Source organism: Anaerocolumna aminovalerica (assembly GCF_900115365.1).
GTDB classification, from domain to species: Bacteria; Bacillota; Clostridia; order Lachnospirales; family Lachnospiraceae; genus Anaerocolumna; species Anaerocolumna aminovalerica.
Genome location: NZ_FOWD01000038.1, coordinates 1 through 22,111, shown reverse-complemented (window position 1 = coordinate 22,111; position 22,111 = coordinate 1). Strand labels below are relative to the sequence as shown.

Annotated in this window: 22 protein-coding genes; 16 read left to right on the top strand and 6 right to left on the bottom strand. The window is 33.9% G+C overall.

Translation table 11 applies throughout. The annotated features are described in order from the left end of the window. The first annotated feature begins 52 nt into the window (after window positions 1–52). The 6 genes from moaA (at window position 53) to dnaB (ending at window position 6,470) form a co-directional block, all read left to right on the top strand. Window positions 53–1,090 (top strand): GTP 3',8-cyclase MoaA, encoded by a 1,038-nt coding sequence (gene moaA / locus BM183_RS16570; protein ID WP_091688050.1) that lies wholly within the window; start codon window positions 53–55, stop codon window positions 1,088–1,090. Between the two features lie 109 nt (window positions 1,091–1,199). Then, window positions 1,200–1,649: an MOSC domain-containing protein gene (locus BM183_RS16565; protein ID WP_091688048.1), complete on the top strand. Its 450-nt coding sequence runs from the start codon at window positions 1,200–1,202 to the stop codon at window positions 1,647–1,649. Beyond that, window positions 1,646–2,149 (top strand): MogA/MoaB family molybdenum cofactor biosynthesis protein, encoded by a 504-nt coding sequence (locus BM183_RS16560; RefSeq protein ID WP_091688046.1) that lies wholly within the window; start codon window positions 1,646–1,648, stop codon window positions 2,147–2,149. The genes BM183_RS16565 and BM183_RS16560 overlap by 4 nt, the downstream gene beginning before the upstream one ends. Window positions 2,150–2,447: 298 nt before the next feature. Then, a complete protein-coding gene (locus BM183_RS16555; RefSeq protein WP_091688044.1) occupies window positions 2,448–4,505 on the top strand; it encodes a DHH family phosphoesterase in 2,058 nt (685 codons plus the stop codon). A 149-nt stretch (window positions 4,506–4,654) separates the two neighbouring features. Continuing rightward, window positions 4,655–5,101, top strand: coding sequence for a 50S ribosomal protein L9 (rplI, locus tag BM183_RS16550; RefSeq protein ID WP_091688042.1), 447 nt, complete (start codon window positions 4,655–4,657; stop codon window positions 5,099–5,101). Window positions 5,102–5,132: 31 nt separating this feature from the next. After that, the gene (dnaB, locus tag BM183_RS16545) at window positions 5,133–6,470 is read left to right on the top strand and encodes a replicative DNA helicase (RefSeq protein ID WP_091688040.1); all 1,338 of its coding nucleotides are present in this window, start codon (window positions 5,133–5,135) and stop codon (window positions 6,468–6,470) included. Between the two features lie 510 nt (window positions 6,471–6,980). Here the strand turns inward: dnaB and BM183_RS16540 are convergent. The 3 genes from BM183_RS16540 to BM183_RS16530 form a co-directional block, all read right to left on the bottom strand. Further along, a complete protein-coding gene (locus tag BM183_RS16540; RefSeq protein WP_091688038.1) occupies window positions 6,981–7,523 on the bottom strand; it encodes a hypothetical protein in 543 nt (180 codons plus the stop codon). A 217-nt stretch (window positions 7,524–7,740) separates the two neighbouring features. Next, complete coding sequence (locus BM183_RS16535; RefSeq protein ID WP_091688036.1) at window positions 7,741–8,688, bottom strand: hypothetical protein; 948 nt, start codon at window positions 8,686–8,688, stop codon at window positions 7,741–7,743. A 311-nt stretch (window positions 8,689–8,999) separates the two neighbouring features. Continuing rightward, on the bottom strand, window positions 9,000–9,569 hold the full coding sequence (locus BM183_RS16530) for a signal peptidase II (protein ID WP_091688034.1): 570 nt from the start codon (window positions 9,567–9,569) through the stop codon (window positions 9,000–9,002). A gap of 277 nt (window positions 9,570–9,846) precedes the next feature. Between BM183_RS16530 and BM183_RS16525 the strand changes: the two genes are divergently transcribed. Next, window positions 9,847–10,500, top strand: coding sequence for a helix-turn-helix domain-containing protein (locus BM183_RS16525; protein ID WP_091688032.1), 654 nt, complete (start codon window positions 9,847–9,849; stop codon window positions 10,498–10,500). A gap of 261 nt (window positions 10,501–10,761) precedes the next feature. Here the strand turns inward: BM183_RS16525 and BM183_RS16520 are convergent, their stop codons facing one another. Further along, complete coding sequence (locus BM183_RS16520; protein ID WP_091688030.1) at window positions 10,762–10,929, bottom strand: DUF362 domain-containing protein; 168 nt, start codon at window positions 10,927–10,929, stop codon at window positions 10,762–10,764. Window positions 10,930–11,196: 267 nt separating this feature from the next. Between BM183_RS16520 and BM183_RS16515 the strand changes: the two genes are divergently transcribed. Next, a complete protein-coding gene (locus BM183_RS16515; RefSeq protein WP_091688028.1) occupies window positions 11,197–11,403 on the top strand; it encodes a DUF1858 domain-containing protein in 207 nt (68 codons plus the stop codon). 123 nt (window positions 11,404–11,526) lie between these two features. Here the strand turns inward: BM183_RS16515 and BM183_RS16510 are convergent, their stop codons facing one another. Then, window positions 11,527–12,315 (bottom strand): adaptor protein MecA, encoded by a 789-nt coding sequence (locus BM183_RS16510; RefSeq protein WP_091688026.1) that lies wholly within the window; start codon window positions 12,313–12,315, stop codon window positions 11,527–11,529. Between the two features lie 354 nt (window positions 12,316–12,669). On the opposite strand from BM183_RS16510, the gene BM183_RS16505 reads away from it, so the two are divergent. The 8 genes from BM183_RS16505 to BM183_RS16470 all read left to right on the top strand — a co-directional run bounded on the left by BM183_RS16505 (window position 12,670) and on the right by BM183_RS16470 (window position 21,151). Then, on the top strand, window positions 12,670–14,022 hold the full coding sequence (locus tag BM183_RS16505; RefSeq protein ID WP_091688025.1) for a protein kinase domain-containing protein: 1,353 nt from the start codon (window positions 12,670–12,672) through the stop codon (window positions 14,020–14,022). 59 nt (window positions 14,023–14,081) lie between these two features. Next, window positions 14,082–14,723, top strand: coding sequence for a hypothetical protein (locus BM183_RS16500; RefSeq protein WP_091688023.1), 642 nt, complete (start codon window positions 14,082–14,084; stop codon window positions 14,721–14,723). A gap of 729 nt (window positions 14,724–15,452) precedes the next feature. Continuing rightward, window positions 15,453–17,156, top strand: a complete 1,704-nt coding sequence (locus tag BM183_RS16495; RefSeq protein WP_170848052.1) for a glycosyl hydrolase family 18 protein — start codon at window positions 15,453–15,455, stop codon at window positions 17,154–17,156. A 66-nt stretch (window positions 17,157–17,222) separates the two neighbouring features. Continuing rightward, entirely contained in the window at window positions 17,223–17,963 is a 741-nt protein-coding gene (locus BM183_RS16490) for an N-acetylmuramoyl-L-alanine amidase (protein WP_091688019.1), read from the top strand. A gap of 184 nt (window positions 17,964–18,147) precedes the next feature. Beyond that, entirely contained in the window at window positions 18,148–19,230 is a 1,083-nt protein-coding gene (locus tag BM183_RS16485) for an L-threonylcarbamoyladenylate synthase (RefSeq protein ID WP_091688017.1), read from the top strand. 51 nt (window positions 19,231–19,281) lie between these two features. Continuing rightward, complete coding sequence (locus tag BM183_RS16480) at window positions 19,282–19,740, top strand: low molecular weight protein arginine phosphatase (RefSeq protein ID WP_091688015.1); 459 nt, start codon at window positions 19,282–19,284, stop codon at window positions 19,738–19,740. Beyond that, on the top strand, window positions 19,737–20,165 hold the full coding sequence (rpiB, locus tag BM183_RS16475) for a ribose 5-phosphate isomerase B (protein WP_091688013.1): 429 nt from the start codon (window positions 19,737–19,739) through the stop codon (window positions 20,163–20,165). Before BM183_RS16480 ends, rpiB begins: the two co-directional genes overlap by 4 nt. A 185-nt stretch (window positions 20,166–20,350) precedes the next feature. After that, window positions 20,351–21,151, top strand: a complete 801-nt coding sequence (locus BM183_RS16470; protein ID WP_091688011.1) for a YwmB family TATA-box binding protein — start codon at window positions 20,351–20,353, stop codon at window positions 21,149–21,151. A gap of 89 nt (window positions 21,152–21,240) precedes the next feature. On the opposite strand, the gene BM183_RS20810 is transcribed toward BM183_RS16470, so the two are convergent. Next, window positions 21,241–22,111: hypothetical protein (locus tag BM183_RS20810; protein ID WP_091688009.1), on the bottom strand; the 871-nt coding region annotated here is incomplete at its 5' end.

The window sequence follows — 22,111 nt, the reverse complement described above, 5'->3', positions numbered from 1 at the left end:
AAAATCGAAAAAGGAAGTTAGATGCTTTGAGTAAAGGGAAGGAGGCGATTAAGTGGTAGATAATTATAACAGAGTCATTGATTATATTCGTATATCTATTACCGACAGATGTAATCTAAGATGTATTTATTGCATGCCAAAAGAAGGTATGGAATTCATACCCCATGAAAATATATTAACTTATGAAGAAATTATTCGTCTCTGTAAGTGTTTTGCCGCTCTAGGTATGAGCAAAGTAAAGTTAACAGGCGGTGAACCGTTGGTTCGGAAAAATCTGCCCTATTTAGTTAAGGAGATTAAGAGTATCAGCGGCATACAAAACGTTACCCTTACTACCAATGGTATCTTACTTTCAGACCAAATAGAAGATTTAGCAAAGGCAGGTATTGACGCGGTAAATATCAGCCTTGATACCTTAGATCCGGATGAATTTGAACAACTGACCCGATTCCGTAAATTAGATCAGGTTTTGGAAGGAATCAAAGAAACACTAAAATATAATATTGCAGTGAAAATAAATTGTGTTCCGTTAAGAGAAGATTATAATAACAATAACATATTATCCATGGTTTCTCTTGCAAAAAATCAGAAGCTTCATGTTAGGTTTATTGAAGTTATGCCAATCGGGCTGGGTAAGGATTTAAAGGGAGTGACGGAAGAGGACATCAAAGAAATCATTGAAAAAGAGTATGGAACTCTAACGCCCTATAAAGCTTCTCTGGGAAATGGCCCTTGTCATTATTACAGCTTAGAAGGATTTCAAGGTAAAATTGGATTTATCAGTGCAGTAACTCATCAATTCTGTGATTCCTGCAATCGTGTCCGCCTTACGTCAGAAGGATATTTAAAAAATTGCCTCCAATATGCAAATGGTATCGATATAAAATCCTTAATGCGGCAGGGAATTAATGATGAGGCGCTGTCAGAAGTTATTAGGGAAGCTATTTCCCATAAACCTAAGGAACATCATTTTAAAGCAATAATAAATAAAGAAAAAGAAGTTAATCATTTATCTCACATCCAAGAGGATGGGGAGCAAATTACGGCGGAGGAACTGGAAAGCCGAAGGATGTCTCAAATAGGCGGATAAATAGTAAACAAAAGGCGTTAAAGGTCCGGAATTGAGGTAGCAATTTGTGTTGGAGCACAAGTCACTTTCATTATTATAGTGGTGCTAAAGCACCGGAATCGAGGTTAATATGGGAAAAGTTATAGCGGTTTGTATCAGTGAAAAAAAAGGTACTCAAAAAGTAAATGTCCATAGCGGAACATTTATTGAAAACTATGGAATAGAAAAGGATGCCCATGCAGGTAACTGGCATAGACAGGTTAGTCTCATATCAAAGGATAAAATAGATGCATTTAATCAGCGTGGAGCTGAAGTGGAAGATGGTGCATTTGGAGAAAATCTGATTGTAGAAGGATTTGATTTTAAGAACCTTCCTATAGGGACGGTATTTCAATGTAATGATGTGATTCTGGAGATGACCCAAATTGGTAAAGAGTGCCATTCTCACTGTGAGATTTATAAAAGAGTTGGAGATTGTATTATGCCCAGAGAAGGAGTGTTTGCAGTAGTAAAACAAGGAGGAACTATTTCGGAAGGAGATGAAATGGTTATTCTTTCTGAAGGGGGAAGGGGAAAATGATTCGAGTTGGTATCATAACAGCCAGTGACAAGGGTTCTGCCGGACAACGTGTGGATACCAGCGGTGACGTTATACGGGAGATTATAGAAAAACAAGGCTGGCAAGTGACAGAATATGAAATATTGCCGGACGAACAGCAAAAGCTGGAACAAAAGATGATGGACTGGTGTGATAATTATAAAGTGGATTTATTGCTTACAACCGGAGGTACCGGATTCTCTAACAGGGATGTTACTCCGGAGGCCACTTACGCTGTAGCGGAACGGCTGGTTCCCGGTATAGGAGAGGCTATGCGTTATTATAGCCTTCAGATTACAAAGCGAGCCATGTTAAGCCGTGGTATTGCAGCTATTCGTAAAGGCACCTTGATTATCAATCTTCCCGGAAGTCCTAAAGGAGTAAAAGAAAATCTGGAAGTTATTATAGACGGATTAGGGCATGGACTGGATATTTTAAAAGGCGAAGCATCCGAGTGTGGTCAGCCGGTACATCTGAAATAATCAATAAAGAATTTGAAGGCGAAGTAACCCTTTCCGGTGAGAGGAACTTCGTCTTATTTATTGTAAAAATGAGGATATTTACCCCTTCGGCAAAAAATACTTTAATTTAGGTGATATAAATGGTATAATGTACATCACAATAAATGTTTAAATGGGGTAATAGGTCATTTTATCCCTAAAATAAATAAAGAGCCGTAATCGGAATGCCCGTTGGCTGGGATACTGTTTACCGTATATTTGTTATAAATTTCAGGAATAAGTCCCCATGTATCTATAAGATACATAGAAAAGAGGTAGTATGAGAAAAAGGATAAACGTAAAAGGAGCATTAAGGATATATTTAAGTTGGCCAATTATATTATCACTATTATTGATATTAATGAATATCGCTATATATATGGTGAATAGTGACGCTGGTATACTAATGCTTGGTTTTTTGCTTTTCTATATTGCCATTGCTGTTGTATTATTGCTGAAGAGGTCTACAATAACAGGTGAACTGGTTCGCTTTGCCGCAGACTATGGACAGGTACAAAAACAATTATTAAAAGAAATGGCGTTTCCATATGCAATTTTAGATAATGAAGGCAAGATGCTCTGGGGTAATGATGAATTTCAGGATATTCTAGGGAATCAGAAGTTAGCTCAAAAGCCAATATCTTCTATATTTCCGGAGATAAAAGATTCCATGCTGCCCAAGAATATGCAAGATCAAACCATAAAGATAGTAAGAAATGAAAAAACTTATAATGCTATATTAAGAAGAATTGTTGCTCCTGATTTTACAGAAGACGAAAGTTGGGTCTTTCAGGATGAAGATTCCGTATTAAATGAAACGAATAGTTTAATTGCGATTTATCTTTATGATGAAACTGAAATCACTAATTTAACAAGAGAAAAAACAGAACAGAAGATGATAATCGGCTTACTTTATATTGATAATTATGAAGAAGCATTAGAAAGCATAGATGAAGTAAGGCGTTCCTTATTAATTGCATTAATTGACCGTAAAATCAACAAATATATGCAGGGCATGGATGCTATTATTAAGAAATTGGAAAAAGACAAATACATTTTCATGTTTAAGCAAAAATATTTAGCCCAGTTACAAGCAAATAAATTCAATTTATTAGATGAAGTTCGTGCTGTTAACATAGGTAATGAAATGTCCGTAACTATCAGTATGGGATTGGGCGTAAATGCAGAATCCTATCTTACCAGCTATGAATATGCCCGTGCTGCCATGGACCTGGCACTGGGAAGAGGCGGAGATCAGGCAGTTATTAAGGATAAAGAAAGACTTCTATACTATGGAGGCAAGAGTGTTCAGGTTGAAAAGAATACCAGAGTAAAAGCAAGAGTAAAGGCTCATGCCTTGAAAGAATTCATAGAGGGTAAAGACAAGGTCGTAATTATGGGACATTCTATTGCGGATGTGGACTCATTTGGAGCAGCTATAGGTGTTTTCCGGATTGCGAAGACACTGAATAAGAAAGCACATATTGTAATTAATGAAGTAACCACTTCTGTAAGGCCTATCATGAAACGTTTTATCAATAATCCGGATTATGATGAAGATTTGTTTGTAAAAAGCGATCAGGCACTTCAAATTGTGGATAACAATACCTTATTGGTAATCGTAGACGTGAACAGACCAAGCTATACAGAATGTCAGGAACTGTTAGAGCTGACAAAAACAGTAGTTATTTTAGACCATCACCGCCAGTCTGGTGAAAATGTTGAAAATGCGGCATTGTCTTATATAGAACCATATGCTTCTTCCTCCTGTGAACTGGTAGCGGAAGTTTTACAGTATATAGGAGAAGGACTAAAGCTAAGACAGGCGGAAGCAGATGCCATGTATGCAGGTATTATGATAGATACCAATAACTTCTTAACCAAAACAGGTGTAAGAACCTTTGAAGCAGCCGCATATTTAAGAAGAAACGGTGCCGATGTAACACGTATCCGTAAATCCTTCCGTAGTGATATGGATGAATACAAAACAAAAGCAGAGGCCATTACCGCCACTGAAATATATTTGGATCATTATGCAATCACAATATGTACCAGTGAGGGAATTAATAGTCCTACCATACTGGCTGCCCAAGTTGCAAATGAACTGTTAAATATAACAAATGTTAGAGCTTCATTTGTTTTTACAGATTTTAATGGTAAGATATATGTAAGTGCCAGATCCATTGATGAGGTAAATGTCCAGGTTATTATGGAAAAACTGGGCGGCGGAGGACATATGAGTGTTGCCGGTGCTCAATTTACAGATTGTACCTTAGAAGATGCCATTCATAATGTAAAGACTACATTGGCTACCATGAGCAAAGATGGGGATTTATAATAGACGGACTAAGCCAATTCCTATAACCATTAGACCCTTGAAATCTGGTTATATATATGGTATTCGTACTGGGGTAGATTATAAGAAAAATAATGATATATTAAACAATGTTAATTTGATAGAATTTTATAATAAAGGAGATTTGACATATGCAGATTATATTAACACAAGACGTAAAATCATTAGGTAAAAAAGGTGACTTAGTAAATGTAAGCGATGGATATGCCAGAAACTTTATCCTGCCAAAGAAATTAGGTTTAGAAGCAACTCCAAAGAACCTTAATGATCTTAAATTACAAAAAGCAGCAGAAGAAAAGAGACAAAAAGAAATATTAGATGAAGCAAAAGCTTTAGCAAAGGAAATAGAAAGCATTACAATGAACATGTACATTAAAGCCGGGGAAGGCGGAAGAACCTTTGGTTCCATATCCACCAAAGAAATTGCCGGTACTTTAAAAGAACAACATGGCTTTGATATTGATAAGAAGAAATTACAGTTACCTGAACCAATTAAAACAATTGGTACTCATACAGTGGCGGTAAAACTGCATCCACAGGTAACAGCAGAATTAAAAGTAAAAGTAGACGAGCAATAAAAGCACTAGTTGGACTTAGGAGGAAAGGGAAATGGATGAGGCATTTATAAAAAAAGTTCTTCCCCACAGCTCAGAAGCAGAACAATCCGTCATTGGCTCTATGATTATGGACAAAGATGCCATTGTAACAGCTTCTGAAATGGTAACAGGGGATGACTTTTATGAGCAAAGATATAGTGTTTTATTTGATGCTATGATTGAGCTCTTTAATGAGGGTAAGCCGGTTGATTTAATTACTCTTTCCAATAAATTAAAAGAAAAAGATGTTCCGCCGGAGATATGCAGCCTGGAATTTATCAGAGACTTAATAACGGCTGTACCTACATCAGCAAATGTTCGGCATTATGCAACCATTGTGAAGGAAAAATCCATATTAAGACAGCTTATAAAAGTAACAGAAGGAATTACCAATCAATGTTACTTAGATAAAGATAAAGTAGAAACCATAATGGAGGAAACGGAGAAAAAAGTATTTGATATTTTACAAAAACGAAACTCCGGTGACTTTGTAAGTATAAAAGATATCGTCTTTCAATCTTTGGAAAGTATTGAGTCAGCGGCAAAGAACAAAGGAAGTGTTACCGGTGTTGCCACGGGCTTTTATGATTTGGATTATAAAACTGCTGGCTTACAGCCTTCCGATTTAATACTGATAGCTGCCAGACCATCTATGGGAAAAACAGCATTTGTATTGAATATAGCAGAGTATGTAGCCTTACGAAGTAATGTTACAACTGCTATATTTAGTTTGGAAATGTCAAAGGATCAGTTAGTAAAGCGTATACTATCCATGCATTCAAAAGTAGATTCCCAGGCAATTCGAAGCGGTGACTTATCGGATGAAGACTGGCTGAAATTAGTAGAAAGTGCAAGAACAATCGGTAATTCAAATCTTATTATTGATGATACATCCAGTATATCTATTAGCGAACTTCGCTCCAAATGCAGAAAGTTCAAGCTAGAACATAATCTTGGTCTGGTTATCATTGACTACTTACAGTTAATGTCCGGCAGTAAAAAATCCGAATCAAGACAACAGGAAATTTCAGAAATCTCTCGTTCCTTGAAAGCATTAGCAAGGGAAATCAATGCTCCGGTTGTGGCATTGTCTCAGTTAAGCCGTGCAGTTGAGCAAAGGCCGGATAAACGTCCCATGCTTTCTGACCTTCGTGAATCCGGTGCCATAGAGCAGGATGCCGACGTTGTTATGTTTATTTATCGGGATGATTATTATAATCACGATTCGGAAGATGCGGGAATATCGGAAATTATCATAGGTAAACAAAGAAACGGTCCTACGGGAACGGTTAAGTTGGCTTGGTTGTCACAGTATACGAAATTTGCGAATTTGGAGAGGCAGAATAATTAAAATGAAATAGGACGCTTTGCCCGATAGAGGTTATAGAGACCTTAGAGAGTAGGATATGGTATATATTTCTTGTTCCATAGAGAAATTCGATGGTTCTAATACGATAGTAATCGCTGAGAGCATATTTAAAAATTGCGAACTCGCCGGGTTGTACCCGGCTCAAACATCACAATTTTTAAATATTGGCGCGATTTCTATCGTATAAGAACCATAGCGAATTTCTCAAAGTCACAAGAAATATATACCATGTCCTACTCTCTAAGGTCAATTTAGGTTGTGGGGGCAAAGCTGTGTATGGAATTATTCTTTTGCCTTTTTTGGGCTGACAATAATATACCCTGAATAATAAGAATTTTTGAGTTAAAAATTTTAATTGGCACTATTATCGTATTGCTTTTATGAAACAAAAAAGGTATGAGATAAACCACATACCTTACCTAGTTTGAATTTTTATTGATAATACTTGTTGATATATTAAGGATTATAAGTTAACTTTTATTAAATAAATTATTATTTACTTATTATTTTTTTCTTCTTATTAAATAAAATTGTATAAATAACAATACCTACTAATGGCGGAGGTAGTATTTTTTTATAACTAGGTTTTTTTTCTATAAAAATTTTACAATTTTCAAAGTTTATTTTACTATCATAATTAACGAATCCGTATGAAGAAAATAATATAATAGAATTGGAATCAGAAGACTTTACACTTGATGTAAATTTATCATACATATAAAGATCAAATAAAGGATGCTTTTTAAATGTTATCATAAAAGTTATAGGTTGTTCATTAGTAATAATCTGTCCGCCAAAAACTTTTAAAAGACCTTCCTGAGAACTTTGTACAATCTTTATTGATTCATTACCACTCAATCGATTATTACCAACAAAATTTTTATTTGTTTTTATTTTTTCTTTTATAATACTTGTTACCTCATTTTCTAATTCATTACCTATAATTTTAAATTTTAAATGAAATAAATATGCTCCTATAATAAAAGCAAGTAATACTATAATAAAGCAAATATTTTTCGTTAACTTTTTCTTCAAATTATTACCCCCTCTATATCTTTTATAAAACAAAGTATTTTGTTTTATAAAACTAATTGTTGAAATATAGATACTACAAAATAATTATATTTTTAGTATTTTATGATTATAAAATGGTATATATTTATATATATTATTATGTAGTATCTATATAGTTGTACTTTTAGTAGATTGAAATATACCTATTTAATATAAGTATAAAATTACCTCATGATAATCAATAAGGATTCCATGAATAGACGTCCATTGAATCAAGCCAAAAATCAGAGTATATTGCGTAAGCTACTGATATATCTTGTTTTGTAATAAATTCGGGATAATACCCATCATAATATGTTTTTGTAATTGGTTTATGATTTAAATTGTCCCATGTAGTAGCTACGATTCTAGCTCCTTCATAGCTACGTGTTCTAGAAGAAGGGACATCTTTTGCAATAAGTCCATATTTATATACTGTACCATTTACTGATGCGCTAATTGCACTAGATATTTTATCACCAGCCACACTTACTCCCAATGTAGTTATAAATCCGATTGCAAAATTCATAGTTAACATAGTAGTAAAACCACCAATAAGCGCAGATAGTATATATGAAAGTGAAGTTCCTACACCTGCATTTAAAGTAAAGTCACCATGATAAGAATTATAAAAGTCTTTATAAAAATTTAGTGTTTCATAAGAAGTACCCGTGTATGGATTATATACTCTATAGGTTACATAACCAATATAAGTCTCAGTTCCCATAATTCCCACAGAGTTATTTTCGATTGCATTAGCGCTTATGTCTTCTTGAAAGGAACCATTAGTATTAAATTGAATTACTTCGGATAATTTTGGTGTTTCAGTTGTTATAGGTTTAGAACTTATAATACCTTCACTATTTCTATAGTTTGTTACATAGATTTCATCTTTTCCAATAGAGGCATTAATTGTTTGCACTAATTGATTATCCTTAATTGTACTTATTGTATAATTTTGAGAATCAATTTGTTCTAATTGATAAGTATAGTCATTAACTATTACTGTATTTTGATCTACTATTTGATAATCAAGATTAGATGAAATATTTTTAGTATCACTTGCTGCTAAAGCACTAACTCCCAAATTAGATATTAGTACTATTGATAGAATTGAGGCTATAAACCGCTTAGTTATTTTTTTCATATTATACAACCCTTTCTCTAATTTTTGTAAAATAATGAATGTTGTCGACAAATCTATTATTTACATAATTATCCTACCACATATTGTAATTTTAAGTCAACACGTTTTGTAATATTTTACTATATTTAATAGAAATTTATAACATTCTTTATATAATTGTAATATTTTGTGCTAATTATGTAATTAATTGGTGATAGTAAATAAAATGGTAAACAATATGAAAAATCTTATAATACTATTTTGCATTTATATTAGAAATTCCAAATTCAAATTATTTATTATTACTACCCGCTTTTGATGTAGGAATTCTTTTATGAGTGTTGTTTTTTTGTTAATTTTTCTTTTATATAGTCTTTTAATTCCCGAAAAAATTTCTTTTCATCAAATTTTCTAAGACCTTTATAATTGAATATAACGCAAGATATTATTAGTACTTCAAAAATAGTAATATACACATCTTTTAAATCAAAGGTAAAGAATCCTTCTACCAGTATATAATCTAAGCTGCCTCCCCATATTATCTTATCAATAAGAGAACAGAAGGAACCTGAAAATAGGAAGATGAAGATAAATTCTTGGAAAGGATTGGTACCATATGTTTCATTTATAAAGAAGTATATTATTATAGTTATTAGTATGGCTATTAAGACGCCGATGATATGGGCTGTCAGACCAATACCAAAGTTACCCAAAGAATTGATATAGGAATATTTTGTGTTAATTATTGGTTCAAAGCCTATCATGTTGTTTATAAAGTAAAATTTTTTATTCATATAATTGTTCAAAATAATTACCTTTATTAATTGGTCTATACAAATGAATAGAGATACCATGAATACTGTCTTTAAATATTTCAACGACTTATTTGATTTTTCTTCCATTTCTATTCTCCTTTAGATACATTTATTCCTGTTACAATTATATACTAAATTGTATAGAATAACTATATGTAGAGTAGAGATATACTTTATGCTTGTTTATCAAAATTTAGATTTTATGTTTTATGCTGTAGGTTTTTGTCCATGTGTGCTGAGTGGGACAAGCTCTTGGATGATGGTGTCGACAAGTTTCTTGAGAAAGTTTGTTAAGTGTATTGAAATGCAATGAAGCTGTGCTATAATAAAAGTAATGTAAAAAAATAGCAGAGGAGGAAGACTTATGGGAGAAATCCGATACATTATATCAGATGCCTCAAAACAATTAGAAGTGGAACAACATACCTTAAGGTATTGGGAAGAGGAACTGGAATTACATATACCAAGGAATGAGATGGGGCACAGGTACTATCGGCAGGAGGATGTTGATATTCTAAAAGCCGTAAAAGTATTAAAGGAGAAGGGATATCAATTGCGGGCAATCAAAATGCTTCTTCCCGAAATAATGAAACTTAGAAATATGGATACCAATGAAGTTGAAAAAGTACAGCAGGAATGGGATAAAAAGTACATGGACGGTATCAACGAAAGTCTTAACTTAACCTCACTTACTATTCAGGACTCGGATAAACCTAATGATGAAACAATGATGGCAAGCTCCCTGGAAAAATTGGAACAATTTAAAGTTATTATGAGCAATATGATAGCGGAAGTTTTAAAAGATAATAATGAAGTGTTGTCAGAAACCGTTAGCGATGCCGTTACAAACAGCGTGATTAAAGAAATGGATTATTTACTCCGAATAAAAGAAGAACGAGAAGAAGAACGATTTAAACAATTCGACAGGACATTAAGAGATATTCAATTTGGACGAGCTGAGTACGCAGCAGCAAGAGATAAAAAAAGAAAGAAAAAAGGTTTATTTAAATTAAAATAATTTTTATACCGGAATCATTAAAGAAAACGAATAAGTGGAAGGGTAATTAATTCTATCAGAGAATTAAAAAACATAAGAATAATTTAATACAAAGTACATGAGAAAATAAATGAAAAAGTATATGAACCGGATATATGTATTCATATTATTATATAAATGAAAGGAGCTACATTATAATAAGCGGATCTTCAGATTACGTTGCATAGCAATCGCTCTGATATGTAAGCTTATTATAAAGCAGCCCCTGTTTTTTTGAATATATTAAGCCTCGATAGCACCTGTAGGACATGTTGCTTCACATGATCCACAATCGATGCAAGCATCTGGATCGATTTCGTAATGATTTGCACCTTCAGAGATTGCTCCAACTGGACATTCTCCAGCGCAAGCTCCACAGCTAATACATTCTTCACTAATTTTATATGCCATGATTTTAATCCTCCTCTATTTTTAATTCAGTACCTATTTTAATACATAACATAAAATAATACAAGTAAAAGATAAAATTTTATCAAACTTTAAGGATAACACATCTTTTTCCTTAAGTGAAGGTTGAATTCCGCTGTTTTCTCCTTTAAAAAATTGTATATGAGCATCAAAATTCTTCCTTGACTGACAATAAAACTTAGCTTATAATGAAGTAGCAATTTAGCATATTATTTATAGTTTTCATATAAAGATTAGGAGGTAATCGATATGGCACAAGTGACTAAAGACATGACTATCGGTGAAATTATTATGGTAGATCAAGGAATAGTTCCTATATTATTAGGTTCCGGAATGCACTGCGTAGGATGCCCATCTTCTCAAGCAGAAACTTTAGAAGAAGCAGCTATGGTTCATGGTATGGATGCAGATGAATTATTAGCGAATATCAATGAATATCTTGCTACAAAGAACTAAGTATAAGAAATAAAGAGTTATGAGGCGAATAAGTCTTAATTATTCATCTCATAACTCTTTTTGTTTGTAAAATGCTGTAACAGTTTTTTAACAGTCCTATAATAGGATATTATAAATACCATATTACATTTTAGAAAGTACTTGGACTGCATTATTCTTTACAATTGTTTCAAAGTGTTCTTCATAATAATATGGACTAGCATAGGTAAAGCGTTCCTGTTTTCCGTATTCTAAAATGATATTGCAGATTCTATTAAATTCTTCCGGTGAATGTGCTGATCTGCTTAGAACCAGATAGTACATGGAGGAAGAAGGGTTTTTGTATAAGGTGTTGGTACCTGTATAAAAGCTGCCAATGATACTTGATAATCTAATTACTTCATTTAGTGAACGGAAGGTAAATATCTTTAGCAAGTTAGGCGGATAAGAAATACTGTCCGCTGTAGTAACTTTTGCTAACTTTTCCTCCTTGTGAAAAGATAATGCATCTGTTAAAGGTACAAAATCTCCTTTATTATCGTCTATAGAATCTTCCATATAATCATCTGATTGACCATAAGAATTTATTTCATCAGCATAAGGTTCCTCATCCTCGTCTTCATCATATACATCCATATCTTCTGAATCAGGAGAAAATTTTGAAAACCTAGTATCTAATTCATCAGGATCTTCTACCTTAGTTATAACCAAAACTAAGCATTCAGGAGAAACTGGGATAGCTTCAATCATCAAAGGAATATCCTCTGCTTCAAAACCAAATTCATAATTTGCTTGTTGCATCATATCTCGAAACAAGGCCTTTGCTTTTTCACTGCCGTAAGCTAGTTCACTAATTCGTAACTCTCTGTCAACTAAATCGTCTCTACTTAAAGTACAACGAATCTGCGTATCGCTAATTTTTTCTATCTTCATAGAATCACATCCTTTTCTATGTGCTGGCCTGAAAATTTAACAATAAAGTGATACAACATAATATAATATAAGCTGTAATTCATTAGTCTATGTTGTGTAAACAAAGTATAATTTAAATATTAACTAAAGTCAATATGATTATATATGAAACATTTATTAATAGTTTACGTTATTCTTTCTATTTTGACACAAAATTCATCCAAAATTATTGCCAAAGATGGATAGAAAAGTTTGGTAAAAAAACTATGTGAAAAAAGGTTGAGAAAAAATAGGTAATTGGATATAATATTTATAGGATTTACTTGATTTACCATTTTCTTTTGCATTTGATTATATCTAACAGGAAAGGAGAGGATGACAAACCAGATATGGTTTCATAAATACCAAATTATAAAGGTGTTGGGGCATGGAGGAACTGCGGATGTTTTTTTATGCTTACACACTAAACTCAATACCCTAAGAGCTATTAAGCGCATCCGTAAGGATCATATTTTACATTCACAATTACTGAATGAAGCTCATATTCTAAAAAATCTATGCCACTCTTGTATTCCCACCATCTTTGATTTTGAGGAAGATGCTGAATATTCATATATTATTGAGGAATATATTGAAGGGCGGTCTTTGAAAGTGCTGAGAAATCAATCTGAGCACATTCCGGAAAAAACAATCATTGAATTTACCATTCAACTTTGCGATTTATTGCAATATCTTTATTCCACTCACAATCCCGTTTTGCATTTGGACTTAAAACCGGATAATATTATTATTTCTGAGAATCAAGTAAAGCTAATTGATTTTGGAGCCTCCAGTTACAAGAATGAAACAGGTAAACGCAAATATTCTCTTGGTACAAAAGGATTTGCTGCTCCGGAATTATATAGTGGACATACACCGGATGAAAGAACGGATGTATATGGAATAGGAACTTTAATCTATTTTATGGTAACCGGCAAAAGTTATAATGTTACCGAACAAAAGAGGAGTGTTAAGAATAGGTTGAGAAATTGCTCTGCTCCTTTGCAAGGAATTATGAAGCAGTGTCTTCAGTATTATCCTATGTTACGTTACTCCTGTGTATTCGCATTAAAGAAGAAATTATTAGATTTGCATCAAAAAAATGTAAAGGTAAAGGATGAATCAAGAAAGTCTATTACCATAGCAATTGCAGGCTCACAGGAGCGGATTGGAACAACCCATCTTGGATTTTTAATTGTCAATTATTATTCTCAAAAGTCTATGAAGGCACTCTATATGGAAAAAAATAATTCTGACCATGTTTCTTCTATATTAAACAGATATAAACAAAATAAGATTAAAGACGGTGCTTATATTGTACATAACTGTTATATGCTTCCCGGCTGTCGTGTTCCCCTGCCTGCTCAATTGGAGGCATATCCGGTAAAAATATTAGACTATGGAAAATTAAATCAGGACAATTATGAGGATTTTTTGAATTCCGATATTCCGTTACTGGTTTGCGGAGGGAAGGAGTGGGAATTAGAGGAAACAGAAAAGGCATTAAAGTTGGTGTGTGAAAAGAAAAGTGTAAGATATTTGTTTAATTTTGTAGACGGAAGCAGATTTCGTGAAATTCTAAAATATATGGGAAAGCTGACTTGCAGCAGGATTCCTTATGAACCGGATCCGTTTGTGGGGCAGATCGGAAAAACTCTAAGTCAATTCTTAGATCAATTGATTGAATAGATTTTTATATAGATCAGTGTAAATAACCTAAATTACCGTATTTTATACCTGGAGGACATATGAAGAAAGTACCCATTCTGCTAAAAAAAATATCCCGAAAGGAAAATCAACCCGGGAAATTAACGATAGGATTAATAGGGACTCATCATGGAGCAGGGGTTACCCACTTGAGTATTATGGTTGCCAGCTATCTAAGTGAGTGGTTGGGTAAAAAAGTCGCTTATGTGGAGTACGGTCAGCGAAAAGATATAAAACATATGCAGCATCTATACGAAGGAACATACTGTAGTGCAAAAGAAGGTTCAGAGGAAGAGGGCTTTTTCCTTATTCACCGGGTGACCTATTACAAAAGTGTAAAACCTGCTGATCTGTCTGAGATTATAGGTGGTTCTTTTGATTGCATCATATTGGATCTGGGAATGGATTTTACGAAAAATAAGCATGAATTCCTCCGTTGTGACAAAAAAATTGTAGTTAGCAGCCTGACACCATGGAAACAACATGAGTTAGAAAGATTTTATGAGCATACTTGTCATATAAATCAAAGTGATGAGTGGCAATATATGATTCCCTTTGTGGAGAAGCAGGGGATAAAGCAAGCGGGCAGGGATTTCCGAAAGCAGTTATGGAGGATTCCCTATGAACCTAATCCCTTTTCTTTGTCTGAGGAAACCATTCATTTCTTTCAGAAAATTATATAAGTATAGTTGTAAGCCGGTCATATAGATTTAAAAAATGGTATAGCATATCACAATCTAACCTTCCTTATCCCAATTAAGTCAATTAATGAATATTATAATGCACCTTTGAGTAAGATATAAATTCATATTGCCGGTTCTTACTGCTTGCAGGATTATAAAAGAAAAAGTAATGAATAAGATTTTGACTACAGCGGTTACTTTGAATATGTCAATCCGTTTCAAATACTTAAAAGATCTTTTAAGTATTATCTAAAGATAAAGAGGAATATAAGTACCACGTGAAAGGGAAATAATATTATATAGAAGAATCATGGAATAAATACAGTATTAGGCTTTACAATTCGTATCCTCAATGCTAATGTTGGCCTTTTACTAAATTTACAAGAAATTTTACAATTCATAATCACCGATAAAATTTTGATTTTTTAATTGCAAAAACATTTTATAATTAACTTAAATAAAAAAGGCAGGGCAATATTATTTATATAAATAGGTTGCTCCTGCTTTTTCTATATAAATAATATGTAGTATTAATTAAGAAAAAGTCGATTTTAGTAATGACGACAAGAATAATAAATGTTATAATGAGTTGAAGCGAAAAACAGAACGTGCAAAACAGTTTTTGTAGAAGCAAAGCCTGAAGAAAAAGCATCTTAACCTATTATTTAAGATGCCTCTTTGCAGTAATATGATTGGAAGGATGAAAGAGAGTATATGAGGAGGACAACCATGGAGAGAAAGACAAAGCAAGCTATTATTGGTACCAGTATTGCTTTATTAATAATTTTTATTATAATTATTGCATCTGTTATGAAATCTCTGACACCAAGTAAAGAGGTTATAGCTTTAGATGAATATTATAAAGTAAGTGATAAAGAAGTTCTGATTATTCTGCAGGATAAAATATATGATAAAAAGGGACTTCTTGCAGATGGCCAGATATATTTAGATTATGATACCGTAGTTAAAACCTTTAATAAAAGATTTCACTGGGATGGTTTTGAAAACATATTAAGTTATACCACTCCAACAGAAGTAATAAAAGCAGAAGTGGGAAGCAGAGAATATTTTGTCAATAAAAACAAAAAAGAAGCGGACAAAATAATTGTGAAAACAGAAGGGGAACAAGTTTATGTTTCCATTGATTTTGTAAAGCAATATACCGATCTGGATTATGAATTCTATGAGGAACCAAATCGAGCAGTGATAGAATATAAAACCGGTGATTATTTGTATACAACGGTGAAAAAAACCACTCAATTAAGGATAGAACCTAGTATTAAGAGCAAGATATTAAAACAATTAGAAGCGGATACGAAGCTTTTATATGTAGATACCAGTGAGGTAGTTAAAAAAGGTTTTAGTAAGGTTATGACAGAGGATGGTATTATTGGTTATGTTAAAAATAAAAACATAAGAGAATCTTACTATGAAACCATAGAAAGTGATTATGTTGCTCCTGAATATACTCATATTTCCAAAAAAGGTGCTATTAATTTGGTATGGCACCAGGTTACTAATCGGGATGCCAATAATGGACTTTTGAATTTGCTTGAAAAAACAAAAAGCGTAACCACAGTTTCTCCAACCTGGTTTAAAGTGGAAAATAATGATGGAAACATAAGTTCACTGGCTAGTGAAACTTATGTGGAACGTGCCCACTCCAAAGGAATAGAAGTATGGGCTTTAGTTGATGATTTTAATCCGGAAGTAAATATGCTGGAAGTTCTTTCTTATACATCAAAGAGAGAAAAGCTGATTAACGAGTTACTTGCAGAAGTAATTAAATATAATATAGATGGTATAAATATTGATTTTGAAAGAATCAGCGCGGAAGCAGGAGGATATTATATTCAATTTATTCGGGAGTTATCCGTAAAGTGCAGAAACAACGATATCGTTTTATCTATAGACAATTACGTACCTGCGGAATATTCTGCTTACTACGACAGAGGTGAACAAGGTATTGTGGCAGACTATGTAATTATAATGGCATACGATGAACATCATGGAAATTCCGAGGTAAGCGGTTCTGTTTCTTCCATAGGCTTTGTAGAGCAGGCTATTAAACGTACCTTGGAAATGGTTCCAAAGGAAAGAATTATTATGGGAATTCCATTCTATACGAGACTGTGGAAGGAAGTTCAGGAAAATGGGGAGATTAAGGTAACTTCAGAAGCTTTAGGAATGTCTTCCGGAATAGATGCTCTTGAACGTAACGATGTGGAACCGGTATGGGATAAAGAAGCAGGACAGTATTATGGTGAATATCAGATAGATGATGCTACTTATAAAATCTGGCTGGAAGAAGATGAATCCATAGAGGCAAAATTAAAATTAATTGATCAGGCAGATTTGGCAGGAATAGCAGGTTGGAAGCTGGGCCTTGAAAAAGAATCCGTTTGGAATATAATTCAAAAGTATATAAATTAAATCAGGAATCATAGGGTTTTCATTTCTTTCATAGAATATAATGATGACAGGAAATGAGATTAGCATATGAATCCAAAGAAAATACAGATAAAAAAGTATTTTAACCTTGTATTTCTGATTATGGCTGCCTTATCCATCTATATACTGGCTGAGCCCTCTGTAGGCGTTATGCAGGATAGTACCGCAAGGTTAAAGGAAGACAATAAGAAAAGAATAACCGTTGTTATAGACCCCGGGCATGGTGGATTTGATCCCGGAAAAGTTGGTTTAAATGATTCTCTCGAAAAGGACATTAACTTAAGTATTTCATTAAAGCTAAAAACCATATTAGAACAAAATGATATTAATGTTATCATGACAAGAGAAGAAGACAAAGGCCTTTACTCAGAAAGTGATTCAAGTAAGAAAGCTGCGGATTTAAGAAATAGGGTGGAAATAATTAATAACAGTGATGCGGTAGTTGCTGTTAGTATCCATCAAAACAGTTTTGGGCAGGAAAGTATAAAAGGTGCTCAGGTATTCTACTACTCCAATTCAGAGGAAGGGAAAGAATTTGCAGAGCTTATGCAGGAACAATTAAAGAAAAGTCTAAATGACGGTAATAAACGGCTTGCAAAATCAAACAGCAATTATTATATGCTAAAGAAAAGTAATCGCCCTCTGATTATTATTGAATGCGGTTTTTTATCCAATTATACAGAGGCAGCTTTGCTGCTGGATGAAACTTATCAAGAGAAACTGGCATGGTCCATACATCTTGGAATACTAAGTTACATAAATCAATCCACGAAAGATGCCCCTCATTAGAGATAACGAAACTATTAAAAAATCCATAACTATGAAAGAAATATAATAAAAGTGTCATTCTGAGGATAAAAGGGCTCAGAATGACATTTTTGCTTATAATCATAATTAGTTATGGAAAATGAATAAATATAGTGCTATAATGTTTTTGATTTACAGGGCTGGAATTACCCAGAATGGAGTTACAATGAAAACAAAAATAATAAAATTAGATAAAAATAATTTTAATGAAGATGAATTAAAGGAAGCATCGGATATTCTTAGAAAAGGCGGATTAGTTGCATTTCCCACAGAAACCGTATATGGATTAGGTGCTGACGGATTAAATTCTGAGGCTTCTGGGAAGATATATGCGGCCAAAGGGAGACCTTCTGATAATCCTCTTATTCTTCATATTGCCCATATGGGATCATTAAAAGAGTTAACGGCGGATTGCCCGGAAGCAGGTATGAAATTGGCTAATGCATTTTGGCCGGGGCCCCTGACTATGATTTTTAATAAAAGTGATAGGGTTCCCTATAATACCACCGGTGGATTAGAAACAGTAGCTATTCGAATACCTTCCCATCCCATTGCTTATGAATTGATTCGTAAATCGGGAGTATATATTGCAGCTCCCAGTGCCAACATATCAGGAAGACCAAGTCCAACAATGGCTGAACATGTAATAGAAGATATGGATGGCAGAATTGAAATGATTGTAGACGGCGGTATGGTGGATATAGGATTAGAATCTACTATTGTGGATGTAACAGGTGAGGTTCCAACTATTCTCAGGCCGGGATACATTACTGCCTCTATGTTAGAAGCTGTAGTTGGTCCTGTGAATTTTGATAAAGCGGTGCTTGCAAGGAAAGGGGATACAGGTATTATTCCGAAAGCGCCGGGAATGAAATATAAACATTATGCACCAAAGGGTGATTTAACCATACTTGAAGGTACTACTGAGGCGGTTATTCAAGCAATCAATAAGTATGCGGCGGAAAAAACATCAAAAGGTTTTAAAGTTGGTATTATTTCTACAGATGAAACTTTGTCCTGTTATCCAAAGGGAATGGTAAAGAGTATTGGAACAAGAAAAGACGAAGATACCATTGCTCGTGGATTATTTCAGATTCTAAGAGAGTTTGATGACGAAGGAGCTGAATATATCTATACGGAAAGCTTTGAAAGCAAACAACTGGGACAAGCTATTATGAATAGATTATTAAAAGCAGCAGGATACCATATAATTAAAGTTCATGATAATGGTTTAGCAACAGAGCCATAGGCTTTAAACTATATCATTAAAAAGCGCTTAAGTGCTGGAATCGAGGTTAGTATGATTAAATACGAAAAAGTCATATTTGTATGTACGGGTAATACTTGCAGAAGCCCTATGGCAGCCACCATATACTGCAGTCTTGAAACCAATAGTGATATTAAGGTTATATCCAGAGGATTAGTGGTATTATTTTCAGAACCATCCAATCCAAAAGCTGAAACAGTGTTAAAAAGTCACAACTTAGAATTAGGAGGTCATATTTCTAAGCCATTAAAGCAATCGGATATTGATGAAAATACTTTAATATTAACTATGACAGAAAAACAAAAATTGAGTATTATGGAATTATTTGAATATACTGATAATGTTTATACAATTAAAGAATTTGTAGGCGAAACTGGTGATGTAACTGATCCTTACGGAGGTACATTATTGGACTACGAGGAGTGCTATGTGGAACTGGCTCGGTTGGTAAAGAAAACAGTATATAAACTTAACGAGGAGGAACAATTATGATAGCAATAGGATCTGACCATGGTGGTTTTGAATTGAAACAAGAGGTAATAAAACATTTACAAGAAAGAAATATTGAATATAAAGATTGTGGAACGTATACAAAAGATTCCTGTGATTATCCTGTTTTTGCAAAGAAAGTAGCAGAAGCTGTTGTAAACAAAGAATGTGAATTGGGCATTCTTATTTGCGGTACAGGAATTGGAATCTCCATTGCGGCAAATAAAGTAAAAGGAATTCGTGCAGCCCTTTGTCACGATTGTTTTAGCGCCCAAGCTACAAAAGAACATAATAATGCAAATGTTTTGGCAATGGGAGCAAGAGTAATAGGACCGGGATTGGCTTTAAAAATAGTGGATACCTTCCTTGACACACCATTTTCAAATGATGAAAGACACATTAGAAGAATTGAATTAATTGAAGACTAACAAGCATACAATACCGATTGGGGCAGCCAGATCATTAACATCCTTTATGCTCATGATATAATCTTACTATGAATTAGTTTTTTATTACCTCCCTGTATAGGTTTCTCAAATTATGGAAATAATACAAACAAGAAATCGATACAATCTTATATGCAGTTTATGCAGTATGATGCGGAGGTAATTATATGAAAAAGCTAAATAATACATTCAAAGAATTTATTGTTGGTAAAAAAGCGAAATTAACCATATATATATTAGGCGTATTATGGATATCCGTAATTATGCAGTTGGCGGTAAATGCATTTTTAAGGCCTGATCATAATATTTTGGATGCTTTTATTAATACCAATCCGGAGGTGTCTTCTTTTGAGTTGGAGGTAGCTGCTGATTATGGCAATGGCTACTTAAGTGAGGCTGACAAAAAAGAACTGATTCTCTATGTTGCCAGGCAGATAGGGCTTCAAGTGGATGAGAATGTTATAATTAACCGGAGAAATAATGACAGTGAGGTCTACATTGAGAAAAAGAACCAAAATGCACAAACCTTAATCAAAGTAGTAAGTGTAGATGTGGAGAATTCCAATGATATTACAGAAATCAATCATTACCTACTGGTTCGTCTGACTATTTATAAAGATATGGACAGCTTGTTAAGTTATCGTGACTTAATAAAGGATATTTTTAAAAAGCTGAAAGCTGAAAATATTCAAACCAATATGCAGATAAATGGTACTTGTCAGGGAAAACTGACCTTAGATGAGATGAATGAAATTGCAGATAGCATGGTTACTGATCTGCAGGGAAAGATAGCTTATGCAAACAGACAAGATAACTTATATACAATATATGCTTATAGCGGGCTGTTAGATGAATATGTAAACTCAGTTGGTAATAAAATAAATATTCATATTGCAATTGATTATGATGAAGAAACAGATAGCACCAGAATATTGTTAGGAACGCCGGTTATAAATGGAGGATATTAGTTGGTTGTTTTGATTTCATAAATATGGGCGAGGAATCTAATACAGTAGAATTAGAATCTTCGCCCTATATCACGAAATTATATAAATAATTAGAACCAACGTTTTCTGCTTCTAAAACGTCTGCGGCGGTTTAATATTTCGTTTAATAACAACACTTCAACTAAATCCCTTAGCCGGGCTGGCCTTCTGCGACGATCTCTGCCATCACGTCTGCCATCGCGGTAAAATTGGTTCGCTTCTACAGAACTGTCTTCTGTTTTAGAGTCTTCTATACTTCTTTGAGAAACTAAAGTGTCATCATCTTCCAGATATTTTACCCTATCATATATTTTATCTGCGATTCTACTTAGATAAACCCGATCAGGATATTCATCAAACATACAACTGCCATCATATTCCAGCTTATCACATTCTTCTTCAATTTCTTTAAGAAGTTTTTTTGCAATAACTGGATACATCTGTCTCATATAATCCCAATCTTTATCTGCGTCTTCACTATTATCATACCCGTATAGAGGCATAAGGGGGATTCCCATTGGAAGGCTAGGATTCATAAACATGCCGGGCATTATCATATTATCATCTTCATCATTGCCATCATCATAATCCCAATACTCGTTAATGTAATCATCCATGCTTTCAAAGTTCATGTTATAATTATCCTGGTTGTTGTAATATTCTTGTGTCCGGGTTGGAGGAACGGTAAAAGGAGGTTGGAGCGGCATAGACGTTCCGGGACTGGAAGGGGTGGTGCCGGGCATAGTAGTTCTAGGCTGAGTACCGGGCATAGTAGTACCGGGCATAGTACCCGGCATATTGGTTCTAGGCATAGGGTTACCAGGCATAGTAGTACCCGGCATATTGATACCAGGCATAGTAGTTCTAGGCTGAGTGCCGGGCATAGTAGTACCAGGCATAGTAGTTCTAGGCATAGTGCCGGGCATAGTACCAGGCATAGTG